The 14588-nt window shown below is 39.5% G+C and carries 13 protein-coding genes and 1 pseudogene; 11 read left to right on the top strand and 3 right to left on the bottom strand.

Features of this window, described 5'->3' with window-relative positions:
• Positions 1 to 260 precede the first annotated feature (260 nt).
• From P3R27_RS10815 to P3R27_RS10805, 3 genes are all read left to right on the top strand, one after another.
• Positions 261 to 2144, top strand: coding sequence for an endonuclease MutS2 (locus P3R27_RS10815; RefSeq protein ID WP_126133870.1), 1884 nt, complete (start codon positions 261 to 263; stop codon positions 2142 to 2144).
• Between the two features lie 156 nt (positions 2145 to 2300).
• Positions 2301 to 2852, top strand: coding sequence for a CDP-alcohol phosphatidyltransferase family protein (locus P3R27_RS10810; protein WP_034690115.1), 552 nt, complete (start codon positions 2301 to 2303; stop codon positions 2850 to 2852).
• Positions 2853 to 3223: 371 nt separating this feature from the next.
• A complete protein-coding gene (locus P3R27_RS10805; RefSeq protein WP_126133871.1) occupies positions 3224 to 3595 on the top strand; it encodes a DUF7006 family protein in 372 nt (123 codons plus the stop codon).
• Positions 3596 to 3862: 267 nt separating this feature from the next.
• On the opposite strand, the gene P3R27_RS10800 is transcribed toward P3R27_RS10805, so the two are convergent.
• Positions 3863 to 4810: a LacI family DNA-binding transcriptional regulator gene (locus tag P3R27_RS10800; RefSeq protein ID WP_034690119.1), complete on the bottom strand. Its 948-nt coding sequence runs from the start codon at positions 4808 to 4810 to the stop codon at positions 3863 to 3865.
• A 73-nt stretch (positions 4811 to 4883) separates the two neighbouring features.
• Between P3R27_RS10800 and P3R27_RS10795 the strand changes: the two genes are divergently transcribed.
• Entirely contained in the window at positions 4884 to 5699 is an 816-nt protein-coding gene (locus P3R27_RS10795; RefSeq protein WP_034690111.1) for a Cof-type HAD-IIB family hydrolase, read from the top strand.
• 197 nt (positions 5700 to 5896) lie between these two features.
• On the opposite strand, the gene P3R27_RS10790 is transcribed toward P3R27_RS10795, so the two are convergent.
• A complete protein-coding gene (locus P3R27_RS10790; protein WP_010736403.1) occupies positions 5897 to 6157 on the bottom strand; it encodes a metal-sensitive transcriptional regulator in 261 nt (86 codons plus the stop codon).
• Positions 6158 to 6327: 170 nt separating this feature from the next.
• Here P3R27_RS10790 and P3R27_RS10785 point away from each other — a divergent pair, with 170 nt between their 5' ends.
• From P3R27_RS10785 to nagE, 4 genes and pseudogenes are all read left to right on the top strand, one after another.
• On the top strand, positions 6328 to 6639 hold the full coding sequence (locus tag P3R27_RS10785) for a rhodanese-like domain-containing protein (RefSeq protein WP_034690109.1): 312 nt from the start codon (positions 6328 to 6330) through the stop codon (positions 6637 to 6639).
• Positions 6640 to 6642: 3 nt separating this feature from the next.
• Positions 6643 to 8298, top strand: a pseudogene (locus tag P3R27_RS10780) (FAD-dependent oxidoreductase).
• Between the two features lie 240 nt (positions 8299 to 8538).
• Positions 8539 to 9321 carry a hypothetical protein gene (locus tag P3R27_RS10775; RefSeq protein ID WP_126133872.1) on the top strand — a complete coding sequence of 261 codons (783 nt, stop codon included), beginning with the start codon at positions 8539 to 8541 and terminating at the stop codon, positions 9319 to 9321.
• 269 nt (positions 9322 to 9590) lie between these two features.
• On the top strand, positions 9591 to 11585 hold the full coding sequence (gene nagE / locus P3R27_RS10770) for an N-acetylglucosamine-specific PTS transporter subunit IIBC (protein WP_126133873.1): 1995 nt from the start codon (positions 9591 to 9593) through the stop codon (positions 11583 to 11585).
• A 76-nt stretch (positions 11586 to 11661) separates the two neighbouring features.
• Here the strand turns inward: nagE and P3R27_RS10765 are convergent, their stop codons facing one another.
• Positions 11662 to 11982, bottom strand: coding sequence for a heavy metal-binding domain-containing protein (locus P3R27_RS10765; RefSeq protein WP_019722737.1), 321 nt, complete (start codon positions 11980 to 11982; stop codon positions 11662 to 11664).
• Between the two features lie 193 nt (positions 11983 to 12175).
• Between P3R27_RS10765 and dhaM the strand changes: the two genes are divergently transcribed.
• Genes dhaM through dhaL form a run of 3 tightly spaced genes read left to right on the top strand, consistent with a single transcriptional unit; the run spans position 12176 to position 14177 of the window.
• The gene (dhaM, locus tag P3R27_RS10760; RefSeq protein ID WP_301356836.1) at positions 12176 to 12574 is read left to right on the top strand and encodes a dihydroxyacetone kinase phosphoryl donor subunit DhaM; all 399 of its coding nucleotides are present in this window, start codon (positions 12176 to 12178) and stop codon (positions 12572 to 12574) included.
• Between the two features lies 1 nt (position 12575).
• Positions 12576 to 13559 carry a dihydroxyacetone kinase subunit DhaK gene (gene dhaK, locus P3R27_RS10755; RefSeq protein ID WP_034690104.1) on the top strand — a complete coding sequence of 328 codons (984 nt, stop codon included), beginning with the start codon at positions 12576 to 12578 and terminating at the stop codon, positions 13557 to 13559.
• 12 nt (positions 13560 to 13571) lie between these two features.
• The gene (gene dhaL / locus P3R27_RS10750; protein ID WP_034690103.1) at positions 13572 to 14177 is read left to right on the top strand and encodes a dihydroxyacetone kinase subunit DhaL; all 606 of its coding nucleotides are present in this window, start codon (positions 13572 to 13574) and stop codon (positions 14175 to 14177) included.
• Positions 14178 to 14588: the final 411 nt, after the last annotated feature.

The following is a 14588-nucleotide window of genomic DNA, read 5'->3' as shown; positions in this document are numbered from 1 at the left end:
AAAAGGAAAAATAAATAAAACCTAGATGAACGAGGTATTTTGATGAGTGTAGTAGGTATCTAATCGAGTAAGTTGAATAACCAATAAAGCAGTAGGCTTATTTGGTGTGCTTATAGATCGTACCTGTCTGAAACATTTCTTGTAATCAAATCAAGGGGAGGACATGTCTTATTTTAGCTGTGTCCTGCCCTTTTATTCTATTTTAGTTTAGGTCTTTATTTATTTTGGGGACAGGTATCTCTTCAAGAAAAGGAGAGAATATGAATCATACAATCAAACAATTACAATTTGAACAAATTAGAAAAGAAGTGGTTGCCCGAGCAATCGGAGATCACACGAAAGAACGTCTGGCAGAAATGTCAATCCCGACAAATCTTCAGACCGTAGAAACAAGACAAACAGAAACGAAAGAAGCCCGTACGATTTTAGAAAGTAGCCAGCACGTGCCCTTTATGGGGCTGACACGAATTGTGGCATTAACTGACCAAGTGAAAAAAGGTTTGATATTAAGCCCCGCTGAATTGATTGAATACGCCGATTTTTTAAGAAGCAGTCGAATGATCACTCGCTTTTTTGAAAAAAACCAATATCAAACGCCATTACTGTATGCGTACAGTAAAAATCTACCGGATCTTCAATCGATAGAGGACTTAGTTTATGAACAAATCAAGAACCAACAAGTCGCAGATGAAGCATCGAGAAATCTACGTAAAGTACGCAAACAAATCCAAACGGTAGAAAAAGAAATCCAAGATCGTTTGTTAAAATTTTTGCGACATCCTGGGAATAAAGAAATGATCCAAGAAGCGATGATCGTCCAAAAAGGGGAACACGCAACGATCCCAATCAAAGCGAGTTATAAAAATAAAGTAGCCGGAACGATCATTGAACAGTCGAATAAAGGCACGACGGTATTTATCGAACCAACAGTAGTCGCTAAAGCAAGCGTACAACATCAATTATTGAAAGCAGAAGAAATTGCTGAAGAATATCAAATTCTAGCTAGCTTGACTGGCGCATTAGCTGAAAATGAACAGGCAATCGATCAAATCATCGAGACGGTCACCGTTTTTGATATTATTTTCGCACGTGGAAAATACAGTAGAGAGATCAATGGCATCACACCTATCATCAATAAATCAGAACGCATCCATCTGAAACAAGCGAGACATCCACTGTTATCAGAAAAAGCTGTTCCCTTAGATTTTGATTTGGGTGCAGAATATCGTGGTTTAGTGATCACAGGTGCAAATGCTGGTGGGAAAACAGTTGTTTTGAAAACAGTCGGATTGCTGACGTTGATGGCAATGTTTGGTCTGCAAGTACCAGCAAAAGATGGAACAGAGCTTGCCGTATTCGACGAAGTCTTTGTCGATGTCGGCGACCAACAAGATTTAGCGAATGCATTGAGTACTTTTTCTGGACATATGCAAAATATCGCACAGATTTTGAATAAAGTGGGTAGGAATACCCTAGTTTTACTTGATGAGATCGGTAGTGGAACAGAACCAACGGAAGGGGCAGCTTTAGCAATCGCGATCATGTCTGCGATTTACGAGAAAGGTGCGCTGATGGTTGCAACGACCCATTACGGCGAAATCAAAGAGTTTGCGGAACGACATGAAGATTTTGTGCCGGCAGCAATGGCTTTTGACCGAGAAGCCTTACAACCAAAGTATCAATTACAGGTAGGGAAAACAGGGGAAAGCCAAGCATTGTGGATCGCTAAAAAAATGCAAATGTCAGAGGACTTGATCCAACAAGCTCAGCAGTATCTTTCTACGAAAGACTATTCAAGGGAAAAACGCCTATTCAAACAACAGGTGAAGAAGCAAGAAGTCAAGAACGAAGAAAAGGTTTTATTTTCAAAAGGGGATCGGGTATATGCCACCCAATACAAAAAAGAAGCATTAGTCTTTGAAGATACTGGCGAAGAAACGATCGTGATTTTTGTCGATAACCACAAAGAAACGGTCCTTCGCCAGCGTCTCCTTTTAAAAATGAGAGCAGAAGAACTTTATCCTGTAGGCTATGAGATCGATCATCTATTTACAGATTTTAAAACGAGAAAATGGGAGCGAGATATCGAACGTGGTTCAAAAAAAGCCCACAAAAAATTATTAAAAGAAACCCGTCAGCGTTAGGCTGCGCGAAATGAAAACTCCGAAAAAAAATAATAACAGATTCACAATGGCATACGAAGGATTGGAAGAGCTCGCAATAAAAAACCGACAATTAATTGGTTACACGTGGAAAGTACGGTAAAATAGATGAAATGACATTTTGGGAGTTGTTAAGTAATGAATGGAGCATCTGATTGGCGAAAAGAAATTCGCACGATTCCGAATCTACTATCGATTATAAGAATTCTTTTATTGCCTTTTTATTTGTATTTTATGAGTAAGCAAGCTTTCTATCTGGCTGGATCGATCATCCTCTTTTCAGGAGTCACAGACTTTTTAGATGGATACATCGCCCGAAGATTCAATCAGATCACAGAACTTGGAAAAGTTCTTGATCCAATCGGTGATAAGTTGACCCAATTGGTCTTGATCATCTCCATGGCATGGGAACGTCCGTATATCTGGCTCGTTTTAGTTTTATTTATTGTGAAAGAAGCATTTATGCTGATTGCTGGGATCGTTGCTTTGCGTAAACAGGTCAAATTAGATGGAGCAAAGTGGTATGGTAAATGGGCGACAGCTGTGATTTATGTAGGGATGATCTTGCTGTTACTTTTCCCGGCGATTCCTGAAGGATGGGTCATGGTCATATTTGCAATCATTACCTACAGTTTGGCTCAGTCCTTTGTTTTATATGCTTTGGAGTATCATAAACTACTAAAGCGCTAGGTAGTTTGGTGTATCTTATTGTTGTAACAGCGAATGAGAAGAGCACCGTGGCAATTTAAGTGAAGAATTTATCGAAAATCAATCGAAGTCAAAACTGGCTGAGATTGATTTTTTTTAGTTTAAGAATAAAATCAACTTAATGAAAAAAATAGCTGGTAATATGCCGAAGCATAGACGTAGTAATGATTCAAGAGTAAATATTTCAAGGAGTTAGGCAATATGTGAAGTTGAAATTACACAGAGAAGCCTATATGATTTTATTATAATCTATTCGAGAAGCAGATAGTTCACAAAAAAAATAAGGTCGATTCAATCAGTCGCAAGTACATATTTTAGGTTTTACTATCAATCATCAGAAGGAGAGGTAATTTATGAATCTATCAAATATTCAATCTAGTGAAGAATACTTAAAACATTATGGAGAATTCATGGAAAACTGTTTTTCCATCAACTATCCACTTTTAGCTTCTTTTTACAAAGAACTTCATCATCGTTTTTTAGAGGTCGTCTCTCAAAAGGACGGTCCTGTGTTTGAGCAATTACAAGAGCTGTTAGGGATCGATGCACAGCTACAGATACTTTACGAAATGGCGGAATGTATCGAATCGTTGAAATTAGAAATGAATGAAGAGAAAATCATTGAAATGATCAAGAGAGATAGCTTCTCTTTTTATAGAGAACGGATAGGGTTAACGAAGAAAGATCCTATTCCACGCGGATTGATCTATCTGAGTGAAAAATAGCCAGTCAAGTTTACAGCTATTTTTCTATCAAGGGAAAAGATTCGACATAGTTTTTAATACACATGATCAGCGACTGTTTATCTAGTAGAACATCTCTTTTGTCCTATTCTTGTGACAATTATCATGTATTCTATAATGGATTGGATTTTAATATACAAAAAAAGCTGTGACCTAAGTGTTCAGCTCTGAGAAATAAGCGTGAAACCCAGAAAATTTCTCTTGGAATTTTTGAGGTCTCACGCTTATTTCTCCAGGAGCTACTTCACATTAGCGCCAAATAATTACTGGATCTTCTGCTTGCACGATCCTGTCAGTCTGGGATAAGAGAAAATCTACTGCGGAGGCGCCGATTTTTTTAGGGGAGAAATCAATAGTTGAAAAGGCTAATATCTCACTATATGGTAGATTTCCTTCACCTATGATGGTGAAATCTTTTTTATGAATGAATCCTGCCTGTTTCATTCCTGAAATTACACCGGCTGCTGTATCATCGCCATTGACATAGATTAACTCTGGAATAGAGGCGTGAGTTGTAATCTCTATTGCGAACGCATAGCCATCTGCATAGGTTTCGATACCAGTGAAATAGTTTTTTCCTTCAATCGCTTTTCCAAAATACGTTTCATAAGCAGTTAATTTGTTTTTGGTAGTCTGGCTTTGTGAAGCACTGCGTTTAGTAGTAAAGATGACCCTGGAAATCCCACGGGTATGCAGGGTAAGAAACAATTGATCATACGCTTTTTTTCGATCTGGATAAATCATGGCAAGGTCGTCATTGTCCATCTTTTCAGTTGAGACGATTTTTCCTTTGAAGCGAAGAGGTTCAAGTAGTTCATCATTTTTTGTTCGTGACGTCAGAATAAGACCGTCGATCATTTTTTGCTCTAGTAGTGTGTAATAGTGCCTCTCCGTCTCCTTTTCGTAATAAGTAGGGAGTAATAATACTTGATACCCTTTACTTTTTGCCTGATACAAGATACTATCCACCAATTGATTATAACAAGAACTGTTGTTAGGCAAGGTCACACCTAAAGTATAGGTTTCTCCTTTACTCAATTTTACAGCATTGCCGTTCACCACATAGTTCGTCTCTTCAATAACGGATTGGACTTTTCTTCGTAAATCATCGGACACGTAACGGTCGTTATTTATCACTCTGGAAACGGTAGATTTGGATACTCCTGACATTTTTGCGATTTCTCGAATCGTAACGATGGGATTTCCCTCCTTTTCTCTTGACTTGGGACGCGTCCCAGTAGGTATACTTTTTCTGAAAGGTGGTAATGGAATGACAATCAAAATGATCGCTGTAGATATGGATGGTACATTTTTGAATGATCAAAAGAAATACAATGAAGAACGTTTTAAGAAACTTTTTGACTTACTACAGGAAAAAGAAATAAAGTTTGTTGTAGCAAGTGGAAATCAATATTTCCAGTTGCGTTCATTCTTCCCGGATCTTTATAAAAGTATAGCATTCGTAGCAGAAAATGGGGCAAATATTTTAATTGGCGAAGACCATGTGTACAATGCAGAATTACCTCCTGAAAAAATCGTTCAGACATTAGATGTATTGGAAGAGTTAGCGCCAATGAACTTGATCTTATGTGGGAAACAGAGTGCCTATCTCTCTAACACGGTTTCTAAGGAGTTGTTTGAACGTGCAAGTTTTTACTACCCTAAGCTTGAAAAGGTAGAAGATCTATATACGTTAGCTAAGGGAGAAGATACGATTTTCAAGTTTGCTTTATCCTTCGATGAGCAAGAAGCAGTAGAAAAACTAACTGCCTTAAAGAATTCTTTAGGGGAGGGATTGATACCGGTCTCTAGTGGTCATGGAGATATCGATTTGATCATCCCTGGTGTCCACAAACTAAACGGATTACGCTTATTAGGCAAAAAATGGGGAATCAACGAGGACGAGATTGCTACGTTTGGCGATAGCGGGAATGACTTTGAAATGATCCAACAGATCAAGCACAGTTTTGCTATGGAAAATGGACAGCCCAAGATCAAAGAAGCAGCTACGACGATTATAGGATCAAATAATACAGAGGCTGTACTCGATACGATCCAAGCAATTGTAGAAGGGAAATATACGTAACTTAGTGATAGCGATTAACAAAATATTGAGCTATAAGAAATAAGGCGTCATCCACGGAAATTGTTTTTTTAATTTTTGTGGATGACGCCTTATTTTTTGAAGAGGTTACTTTTGTTCCTGCCGTTGATTCGGTTTTAGTCGGTGCAAGAGGGTTACTGTTCCAGAAACTTGTGGTACTGATTTTTTAAGTTCTGTGTTTATTTTTTGATGATCATATTGATGGCTTGTTCCATTTTTTTTGCTTGTTCCTCCACACTGTTCTCTGGATGCTCCAAGCAGTTTTTTAAATTTTCGGCAACGATCATCCCCATGACACGATCAATACTCGAACGAACAGCGCTTAATTGTGTAATGATATCCATGCACTCTTTTTCCTCGTCAATCATTTTTTGGATACCACGAATTTGTCCTTCTGTACGTCTCAAGCGATTTAGAATTGTTTTGTTGTCAATAGTCATCGTAGAACCTCCCACTCTTTTTTTGCAAATAATACCCTATAAAGGTATTATTTGCAAATGAAAACTGCAACTTTCTGAAATTAAAAGTTTTAATGGTTGACATAATCGTATTTATCGTGTTGAATATACCCAAGTAGGTATATTTTTTAAAAAAAGAGGAGAGAATGAAAATGGGATTATTTCAACTTAGTCAATCAATAACAGTAAAGGATTTGCAAGATAAATTAAAAGAAAACATCCAATTGATCGATGTTAGAACACCGACTGAATACCGAGGTGGGCATATTAAGCAAGCGGAAAATATTCCTTTACACCGTATTAGTACTTATAATGGAGATAAACAAGCACCAGTATACGTTATTTGTCAGTCAGGAATGCGTAGTAAGCAAGCGACGAAAGAATTAAAAAATCTTGGTTATCAGGCAATCAATATTCGTGGCGGGATGAATCAATGGTTTGGGGAAAAGATTGGAGGAAGATAAAAAATGAAATTTGTGATAATTGGCGGTGTTGCTGGAGGGATGTCCGCGGCCACTCGTTTAAGACGACTCCAAGAAGATGCAGAAATCGTTGTTTTTGAAAAAGGGCCCAATGTTTCTTTTGCTAATTGTGGCCTTCCTTACTATCTTTCTGGTGAAATCGATGAAAGAGAAAAGCTCTTGATCCAAACACCTGAAAGTTTAGCTGCACGCTTTCGTTTGGACGTTCGAGTGGAGCATGAAGTCACAGCGATTTTTCCAGAAACAAAAGAAGTGGAAGTTTCTCATGGAGGGGGATCCCACAAAGAATCGTATGATGCCCTTTTGCTTTCTCCAGGAGCTACACCATTTATACCTGAGATCACAGGCTTGTCTGAGGCGAAAAATGTATTTACTGTGAGAAATGTTCCAGATGTTGATGCTATCATGGAAAAATTAGAGGAACAACCTCGTAAAGCAGTAGTTATTGGCGCAGGTTTTATTGGTATCGAAGTAGCAGAAAATCTAAAAAAACGTGGACTGGATGTAACGATCGTCGAACGGACTCCGCAAGTCGTACCGACGTTGGATGAAGAGATGGCTTCTTTTGTACAAAAAGAATTAGAAAAAAATGATGTTCAAGTTTTAACAAATTGTGCCGTTACTAGTTTTGAAGAACAAGGAAACATGCTTCTTCTAGAAAATGGCGAAATGTTAGAGTCAGATTTGACGATTCTTTCGGTGGGGGTCCAACCAGATAGTCGCTTAGCTGAGATGGCAGATTTAACGTTGGGATTACGTGGCGGCATCGTTGTGGATGAGCATTATCAAACGAGTGATCCGGCAATCTTTGCAGTAGGAGATGCGATTGTCGTGAAACATCAAATCACGAAGGAACCTGCATTGATTTCTTTAGCTTCGCCTGCGAATCGACAAGGACGACAAGCTGCTGATAATATGGCCGGGCGACCACGTCTGAATCAAGGCAGCCTTGGAACGGCGATTGTTCGAGCATTTGGTCAGACAGCTGCCTCCACAGGTATCACTGAACGACAAGCAAAAAAAGCAGGTTTATCTTTTCAAGTCCTCCATGCTTCAGGTAAAGATCATGCTGGTTATTACCCTGGTGCAACGGACGTGTTGTTGAAATTGATCTTCCATCCGGAAACTGGGGAAATCTATGGAGCTCAAGGAATCGGTAAAAAAGGGATAGATAAACGAATCGATATTCTTGCGACAGCCATTAAAGGGCATTTGACAGTCTTCGACCTTCCAGAGTTAGAATTGACTTATGCACCGCCTTTTGGTTCAGCGAAAGATCCAGTAAATATGCTAGGCTATATTGCGATGAATGTCATCGAAGGATTGAGTGAGATGATATAGTGGCATGAATTGCCAGAAGAATTAGCACAAGGGAGACAATTGCTTGATGTTCGGAATAAGGAAGAATTGCAAAAAGGTTATTTCCCAAAAGCTAGCCATATCCCTTTATCTGAATTACGTCAGCGATTGGGTGAATTGGATAAAGAGCAAGAATATATCGTCAGTTGTCATAGTGGATTACGTAGCTACTTAGCAGAAAGAATCTTAAAACAAGCGGGATTCACTGTGAAAAATTTAGATGGCGCTTTTTCTCTGTACCAAGCCGTCAGACCAGATGAATTATGCTATCCTCAAGGGTAGAACTTGAGGGTATAACCGATGAGCTTTGTAAGGGAAGTAGTAAGCTTGGATGATTGTTTTTCTATTTTTAGAACTTGGGGCGCTTTTTTAGGCTATTTTTTTGAAGGATAGGAGCTGACGAATGACAACACTCCAACCTTTCATCGATACAACTAGACAGAATACGTCAATTGTTTATAGGCGATTCCTTAGTTTTTTTCTATAATGAACAACTAGTGAAAATGAAAGGGGATGGCAGAGATGCACAAAATGAAAAAAGTACTTTTTGCTGCACTGATCGCCAGCAGTTTCTTTCTTTGTCAGACAGTTCGGGCAGATTCAAGTCAGCCAGCATCAGAAACCAGTGAGTCACAGATTCAGGAGAGTCAGGAGCCGCTAAAGTCGTCACATACACCTTTTAACGAAACTGATCCATCAGATTCGACTCGCTGGGAGAAGTTGGAGCAACAACGTAAAGAAGTGGAAGATACGTTGGAACAAGCGAAACAACAACTTATCGAAAAACAAAGGGGAATCGATCAAACAGTGAACGATTTAGCAAATCAAGTAGCGAGTGATCGCGATGAGTTAGCTGATAAAGTAGCTGAAGAGCGAGAAAAAGCCGAATTAGCCAAACAAAAAATAGCATCTGCAACCCAACGGGCAACCGAAGTACAAACGGAATTGCAAGATTTAGCAACGTCTACGGTTGCGTCAGTGGATCAGACACAAGCAGATATTCAAGCAGCTCGTACGGAGATCCATGAAAAAGCAGCAGAAGCTCAAGCGGCAATGGCCGATTTCGAAGCAAGGAAAGCAGATTTGTCTGCCAGTATCGAAAGAATCAAGGCGACCTTACATTCCGCCGGAAAACAGTCGGTAGAAGCGGGGACAGTTACTGAAACAGAAACAAAAGTAGTGGAAGAACAACCCGCGAAGACATTACCAAAAACGGACGATCGTCGGTCAATTTATTTGTCAGTGATCGGTAGCTTGTGCTTGCTGGTTGTTTTTGTCGGTGCTGTGTATCAAAAAAGAGTTTGAGAGTGATATCTCAAACTCTTTTTTGTTGTTTGAAAACAATGGATTGACTATTGGTCTATATTTATTTTTTGGAAAAAATAATCGGATAATAGATTTTTCCGTTCTTTTTCGTTGTTTTTGCTGGTTTTTCAAATATATTTAATCAACACTTCCTCTTTTTTTGAATAAATGGTATACTCGTTTTATTGTTTTTAGATATTTTCTAGAAAATTTACAAAAATAACGATAAACGCTCTTTCACGAGCGGAGAGAAAATAGGAGTGGAAAGAATGAAAGCATATATGCAACGAATGGGTCGCTCATTGATGTTGCCAGTAGCAGTCTTACCAGCGGCTTCATTACTGGTTGGTCTTGCGAATTGGTTCGTAGGAGTAGGCATCAGTAATGCGGGGACGACCTTCTTAATGAATGCGGGGCTAGCGATTCTTAACCATCTTGCCCTATTGTTTGCGGTGGGTTTGGCATTGGGAATGTCAAAAGACAAAGATGGAGCAGCTGCTTTGGCAGGACTGGTCGCTTACTTGATCCCTCAAACTGTTTTATCTGCTGATTCAGTACAAGGATTATTGCATCTGGGAGATCTCACTGAAGTTAATCCAGCTTTCAATACAATGGATAACAATGTATTTGTTGGAATTGTGGCAGGATTAGTCGCTGCTGCGATGTATAATCGGTTTAGCCAAGTGAAATTACCTATGGCCTTATCCTTTTTTAGTGGGAAACGCTTAGTTCCAATCATGTCTGCCTTGAGCATGTTGGTTATTTCTGCGATATTATTATTTATTTGGCCAACTGTTTATGATGTACTGGTTTCCTTTGGGAAGGGGATTTCTCAATTAGGGTTTGTCGGTGCAGGACTATACGGTTTCTTCAATCGTTTATTGATTCCAACAGGCTTACATCATGCATTGAATTCTGTTTTTTGGTTCGATGTGGCAGGTATCAATGATATTGGGAACTTTTTAGCTGGACAACAAGCGTTAGATAGTGGAAAAGCAATGATTGGACAAACCGGTATGTATCAAGCTGGATTTTTCCCAGTCATGATGTTCGGTTTACCTGCTGGGGCCTTTGCTATTTATCAAAGTGCACGTCCAGAAAAGAAAAAACAAGTCGCTTCCTTGATGCTAGCAGCTGGTTTTGCTGCGTTCTTTACCGGTGTGACTGAACCATTAGAATTTTCATTTATGTTTGTGGCGTGGCCGTTGTATGTCATCCATGCCGTTTTTACAGGAATTTCATTAGCAATCAGTGCCTTTTTCCATTGGACAGCTGGTTTTGCTTTTAGCGCTGGTTTTGTGGATTACTTTTTGTCGTTGCAAAATCCAGTCGCCAATCAACCATTGATGTTGCTTGTTCAAGGAGTATTTTTTGCAGCTATCTATTATTTTGGCTTTCGCTTTGCCATCAACAAGTTCAATTTGATGACGCCAGGAAGAGAAACAGAAATGGGCGAAGAGACACCTGATATTGCTACGGGAACTAATGAATTTAGTCAACTAGCTGCGGTGATCTATGATGCACTAGGTGGAAAAGAAAATGTAAAAGCAATTGATAATTGTACGACACGTTTGCGCCTACAGGTAAAGGACACAGCAAAAGTAAATCAAGAAGCGATTAAACAAACTGGCGTCCCAGGGGTAAAAGTAATTGATCAAACAAATATCCAAGTCATTGTAGGTACACAGGTCCAATTTGTGGTAGACGAAATGACGAAACTCCAACAAGGTAGTAAGGTAGAGAAAGAGACTGCTACGTCCATTTCTCGCCAAGATAAGCCAGTTTCCGTTGCTAAAAATAGTAATCAAATAGTTGAACTTTATGCACCGGCGCTCGGTAAAATCATTCCGATCACTGAAGTCAGTGATCCTGTTTTTGCAGAAAAAATGATGGGTGATGGCTATGCAGTTTTGCCGGAAGCAAAGGAAATATTTACACCAATCAGTGGAACGATCACTAGTATATTTCCAACAAAACATGCGCTGGGGATCGAAACAGACAATGGGCTTGAAGTGTTGGTGCATATGGGAATCAACACCGTTGATCTACAAGGAGAACCCTTCACTCTTTATGTCAAACAAGCACAACGAGTGGAACGAGGTCAATTATTGGCAGTTGTTGACTTAGCGATGCTAGAAAAAGCAGGCAAACAAACAGATATGATCGTTGTATTTACAAATAGTGAGAAAGTTGAAAGTCTAACCATTGAAAAAAGAGCGATGGTTGAGGCAAATGAGGTGATTGGACAAGTCCAGTCATTGTGAAGCGTATGTGAGTGAAAAAAACAAGTGGAGACCCAAATTTGGCGGGTCTTCACTCGTTTTTTTTGTTTCGTTTTTGTTAAATCAATCGAACAGCTGTCCCGCTACAAGTGACCATCAACATCCCGTTATCTGAACCTAAGACTTCATAATCCATCTTCATCCCGATGATTGCGTTTGCGCCAAGTGCTTCTGCGCGTTGTGCCATTTCAGCTAATGCTTCTTCTCTTGCTGTCAATAATTCCCCTTCGTAACTTTTTGAGCGTCCGCCAAAAACGTTACGAATCCCTGCACCCAAATCTTTTAAGACGTTGATTCCCGTAATGACTTCACCAAAAACAATTCCCTCATAAGACTCAATGACTTGATGTTCTACGCTATTGGTTGTTGTAATGATCATTTTGATCACTCCTTTCTTTAAGGAAAGTATAGCAAATATCTCTTTTTCGTCCTATCTTTATCTTCATGTAAATAAAAAACTATCGTTCATTATATCGCATTATTTCCATTACCCATAGGAGTTGATATATACTTAATATAGCGCTAAGAAAACCCTTACAAAAAAGGGGGATGAACTGAAGGAGGAGAATTCGTTGAAGAAAAGTATCTTATTGCTTTCTCATAGTAAGAAGGTCACAGACGGCATCAAAGAGATGATTGAACAAATGCAACAAACTGATGACGTAGAAGTATTATCACTTGGCGGAATCGAAGAGGGAGAACTGGGTTCTGATCCGATGAAGATCGTTGATGCTGTCAATCAATCAGCCGATTCATCTGCTTATTTTGTCTTTGCTGATCTTGGTAGCGCAGTGATGAATTCAGAAATGGCAAAAGATTTATTGGAGGAATCTCAACAAAAAAACTACTACTTGGTGGATGCCCCCTTAGTAGAAGGAGCCTTTGCGGCTGCTATTACAGCAGGAACAACCGACAATATCGAACAAATCATAGAAGAAGCACGACAAGCAGGGAAGAAAGGGTGGATGTAAATTGAAAAAAATCATGAATGAACCTGGGGATATCGTAGAAGAAATGCTAGAAGGGATCGTAAAGAGTTATCCAGAACTAGTACATCGTGTAGAAGCTTCTCGTGTAATTGCGAAAAATCAGTTGAACGAACAAGTTGGGTTAGTTTCTGGAGGTGGTAGTGGACATGAACCAGCTCACGCAGGTTTTGTCGGAGATGGTATGTTAAGTGCAGCAGTCTTGGGGGATGTTTTTACCTCACCGACACCTGATCAAATCCAACTAGCGATCAAAGAAGCAGATCAAGGTCAAGGTGTGTTATTGATCGTCAAAAACTATACTGGAGATATATTGAATTTTGAAATGGCAAAAGAGTTAGCTGCTATGGATGGGATTGACGTCGAAGAAGTAGTGGTCGATGATGATATCGCGGTAGAAAATAGCACGTATACGGCAGGGAAGCGTGGCGTAGCGGGGACTATTCTTGTTCATAAGATTTTAGGAGATGCTGCCAAAAATGGCGCGAGCTTGACTCAACTGAAGGAATTAGGAGAGCAAGTAGTTGCTGCGACCAAAACAATTGGTGTCGCATTACGGGCTGCGACTGTCCCAGAAGTAGGAAAGCCTGGTTTTGACCTAAATGAAGATGAGATCGAATACGGCGTAGGGATTCATGGCGAACCAGGTTATCGTCGAGAAAAACTGCAACCCTCTAAATTATTAGCGAAAGAGTTAGTCATGAAAATTTTGAGTGAGTATACTGAAACACCCAAAGAAGTCGGTGTCTTAGTGAATGGGATGGGTGGTACACCATTGATGGAACAATTTGTATTCATGAATGATGTGTTGGCGTTATTGAGTGAAGAACAGGTGGATGTTACTTTCCATAAAGTCGGTGATTTGATGACTTCATTGGATATGCAAGGACTATCATTAACAATGGTTGACTTAACAGAAACCACTTGGAAAGCTGCTTTAACAAGTCACGTAAAAACGATAGCATGGTAAAGGATGATGAAAATGAAGTTGACGGTAAAAGAGATCCAAGCATGGCTTAACCGCTTTGCTGAAGAGATCAAAGAGAAAAAAGCGTATCTAAGTGATTTAGATACCCCCATTGGCGATGGGGATCATGGGAATAATATGGGAAGAGGTGTGACAGCCTATGAAGTAGCTTTTCAACAGGGGGCACCTGACACTATTAGTGATACGTTCAAGATGTTCTCTATGGCGATGATTTCTAAAGTGGGAGGCGCTTCGGGTCCTCTTTACGGTTCTGCGTTTATGAACTTGATGAAAGCGACAAAAGGAGTAGAGCAGATCGATTCACAGGAACAATTAGGTGAGATCATCCGTGAAGGAGCGAACGGCATCCAAGCAAGAGGAAAAGCGGAACAAGAAGATAAAACCATGTTAGATGTTTGGTTCCCTGTAGCTGAAGCACTAACCGCAGGCAATCTGACGAAAGAAGTAATTGAGCAAGCAAAAGAACACACAGCAGAATTAGTCGCGAAAAAAGGACGTGCTTCTTATTTAGGTGAACGTTCAATCGGACATATTGATCCTGGTGCGGCATCTAGTGCCATCTTGTTTACTACGTTATTAGAAATAATCGACGAAATATAAAAGGTGGGTGAAAAAAGTTTCTAACCTAGGGAAAAGGAGGTTATGACAGAAGTATCTAGCTCCGAGAAATAAGTCGAGAGACTCGAAAATTGTTCGTCAAATTTTTGAGATTCTTGGCTTATTTCTGAAGGGATTGCTTCTGGAACACTGTTTACAAGAGGTTGTGAAAGGCGCGATCAGCACAGAGGCATAAGAAAGAAAAATAGAAAATGGTTCTTTCATTTTTTATTTTTTATTCCTTCTTTCTAAAATAATTTTTAATACCTATAACAATATAACAGCTGTTTGAATTATTAACGTAACGACAATTATGTAATTAAAATAATGGTACATGCAAGATGCGTGCAATAAGAAAAACATTTTCAACAAATCGAGCGGTAAATGCCCCTATATTCTAGCGATGGAATCAAT

The organism is Enterococcus spodopteracolus, from assembly GCF_030441955.1.
GTDB classification, from domain to species: Bacteria; Bacillota; Bacilli; order Lactobacillales; family Enterococcaceae; genus Enterococcus_B; species Enterococcus_B spodopteracolus.
Note: the sequence above shows the minus strand (reverse complement) of the source record. Positions and strands in the feature narration are given on the sequence as shown.

Excerpts from the sequence above, each read along its gene's own strand:
- P3R27_RS10815 (WP_126133870.1), top strand. The coding sequence starts at position 261 with ATGAATCATACAATCAAACAATTACAATTTGAACAAATTAGAAAAGAA.
- P3R27_RS10810 (WP_034690115.1), top strand. The coding sequence starts at position 2,301 with ATGAATGGAGCATCTGATTGGCGAAAAGAAATTCGCACGATTCCGAAT.
- P3R27_RS10805 (WP_126133871.1), top strand. The coding sequence starts at position 3,224 with ATGAATCTATCAAATATTCAATCTAGTGAAGAATACTTAAAACATTAT.
- P3R27_RS10795 (WP_034690111.1), top strand. The coding sequence starts at position 4,884 with ATGACAATCAAAATGATCGCTGTAGATATGGATGGTACATTTTTGAAT.
- P3R27_RS10790 (WP_010736403.1), bottom strand. The coding sequence starts at position 6,157 with ATGACTATTGACAACAAAACAATTCTAAATCGCTTGAGACGTACAGAA.
- P3R27_RS10785 (WP_034690109.1), top strand. The coding sequence starts at position 6,328 with ATGGGATTATTTCAACTTAGTCAATCAATAACAGTAAAGGATTTGCAA.
- P3R27_RS10775 (WP_126133872.1), top strand. The coding sequence starts at position 8,539 with ATGCACAAAATGAAAAAAGTACTTTTTGCTGCACTGATCGCCAGCAGT.
- nagE (WP_126133873.1), top strand. The coding sequence starts at position 9,591 with ATGAAAGCATATATGCAACGAATGGGTCGCTCATTGATGTTGCCAGTA.
- P3R27_RS10765 (WP_019722737.1), bottom strand. The coding sequence starts at position 11,982 with ATGATCATTACAACAACCAATAGCGTAGAACATCAAGTCATTGAGTCT.
- dhaL (WP_034690103.1), top strand. The coding sequence starts at position 13,572 with ATGAAGTTGACGGTAAAAGAGATCCAAGCATGGCTTAACCGCTTTGCT.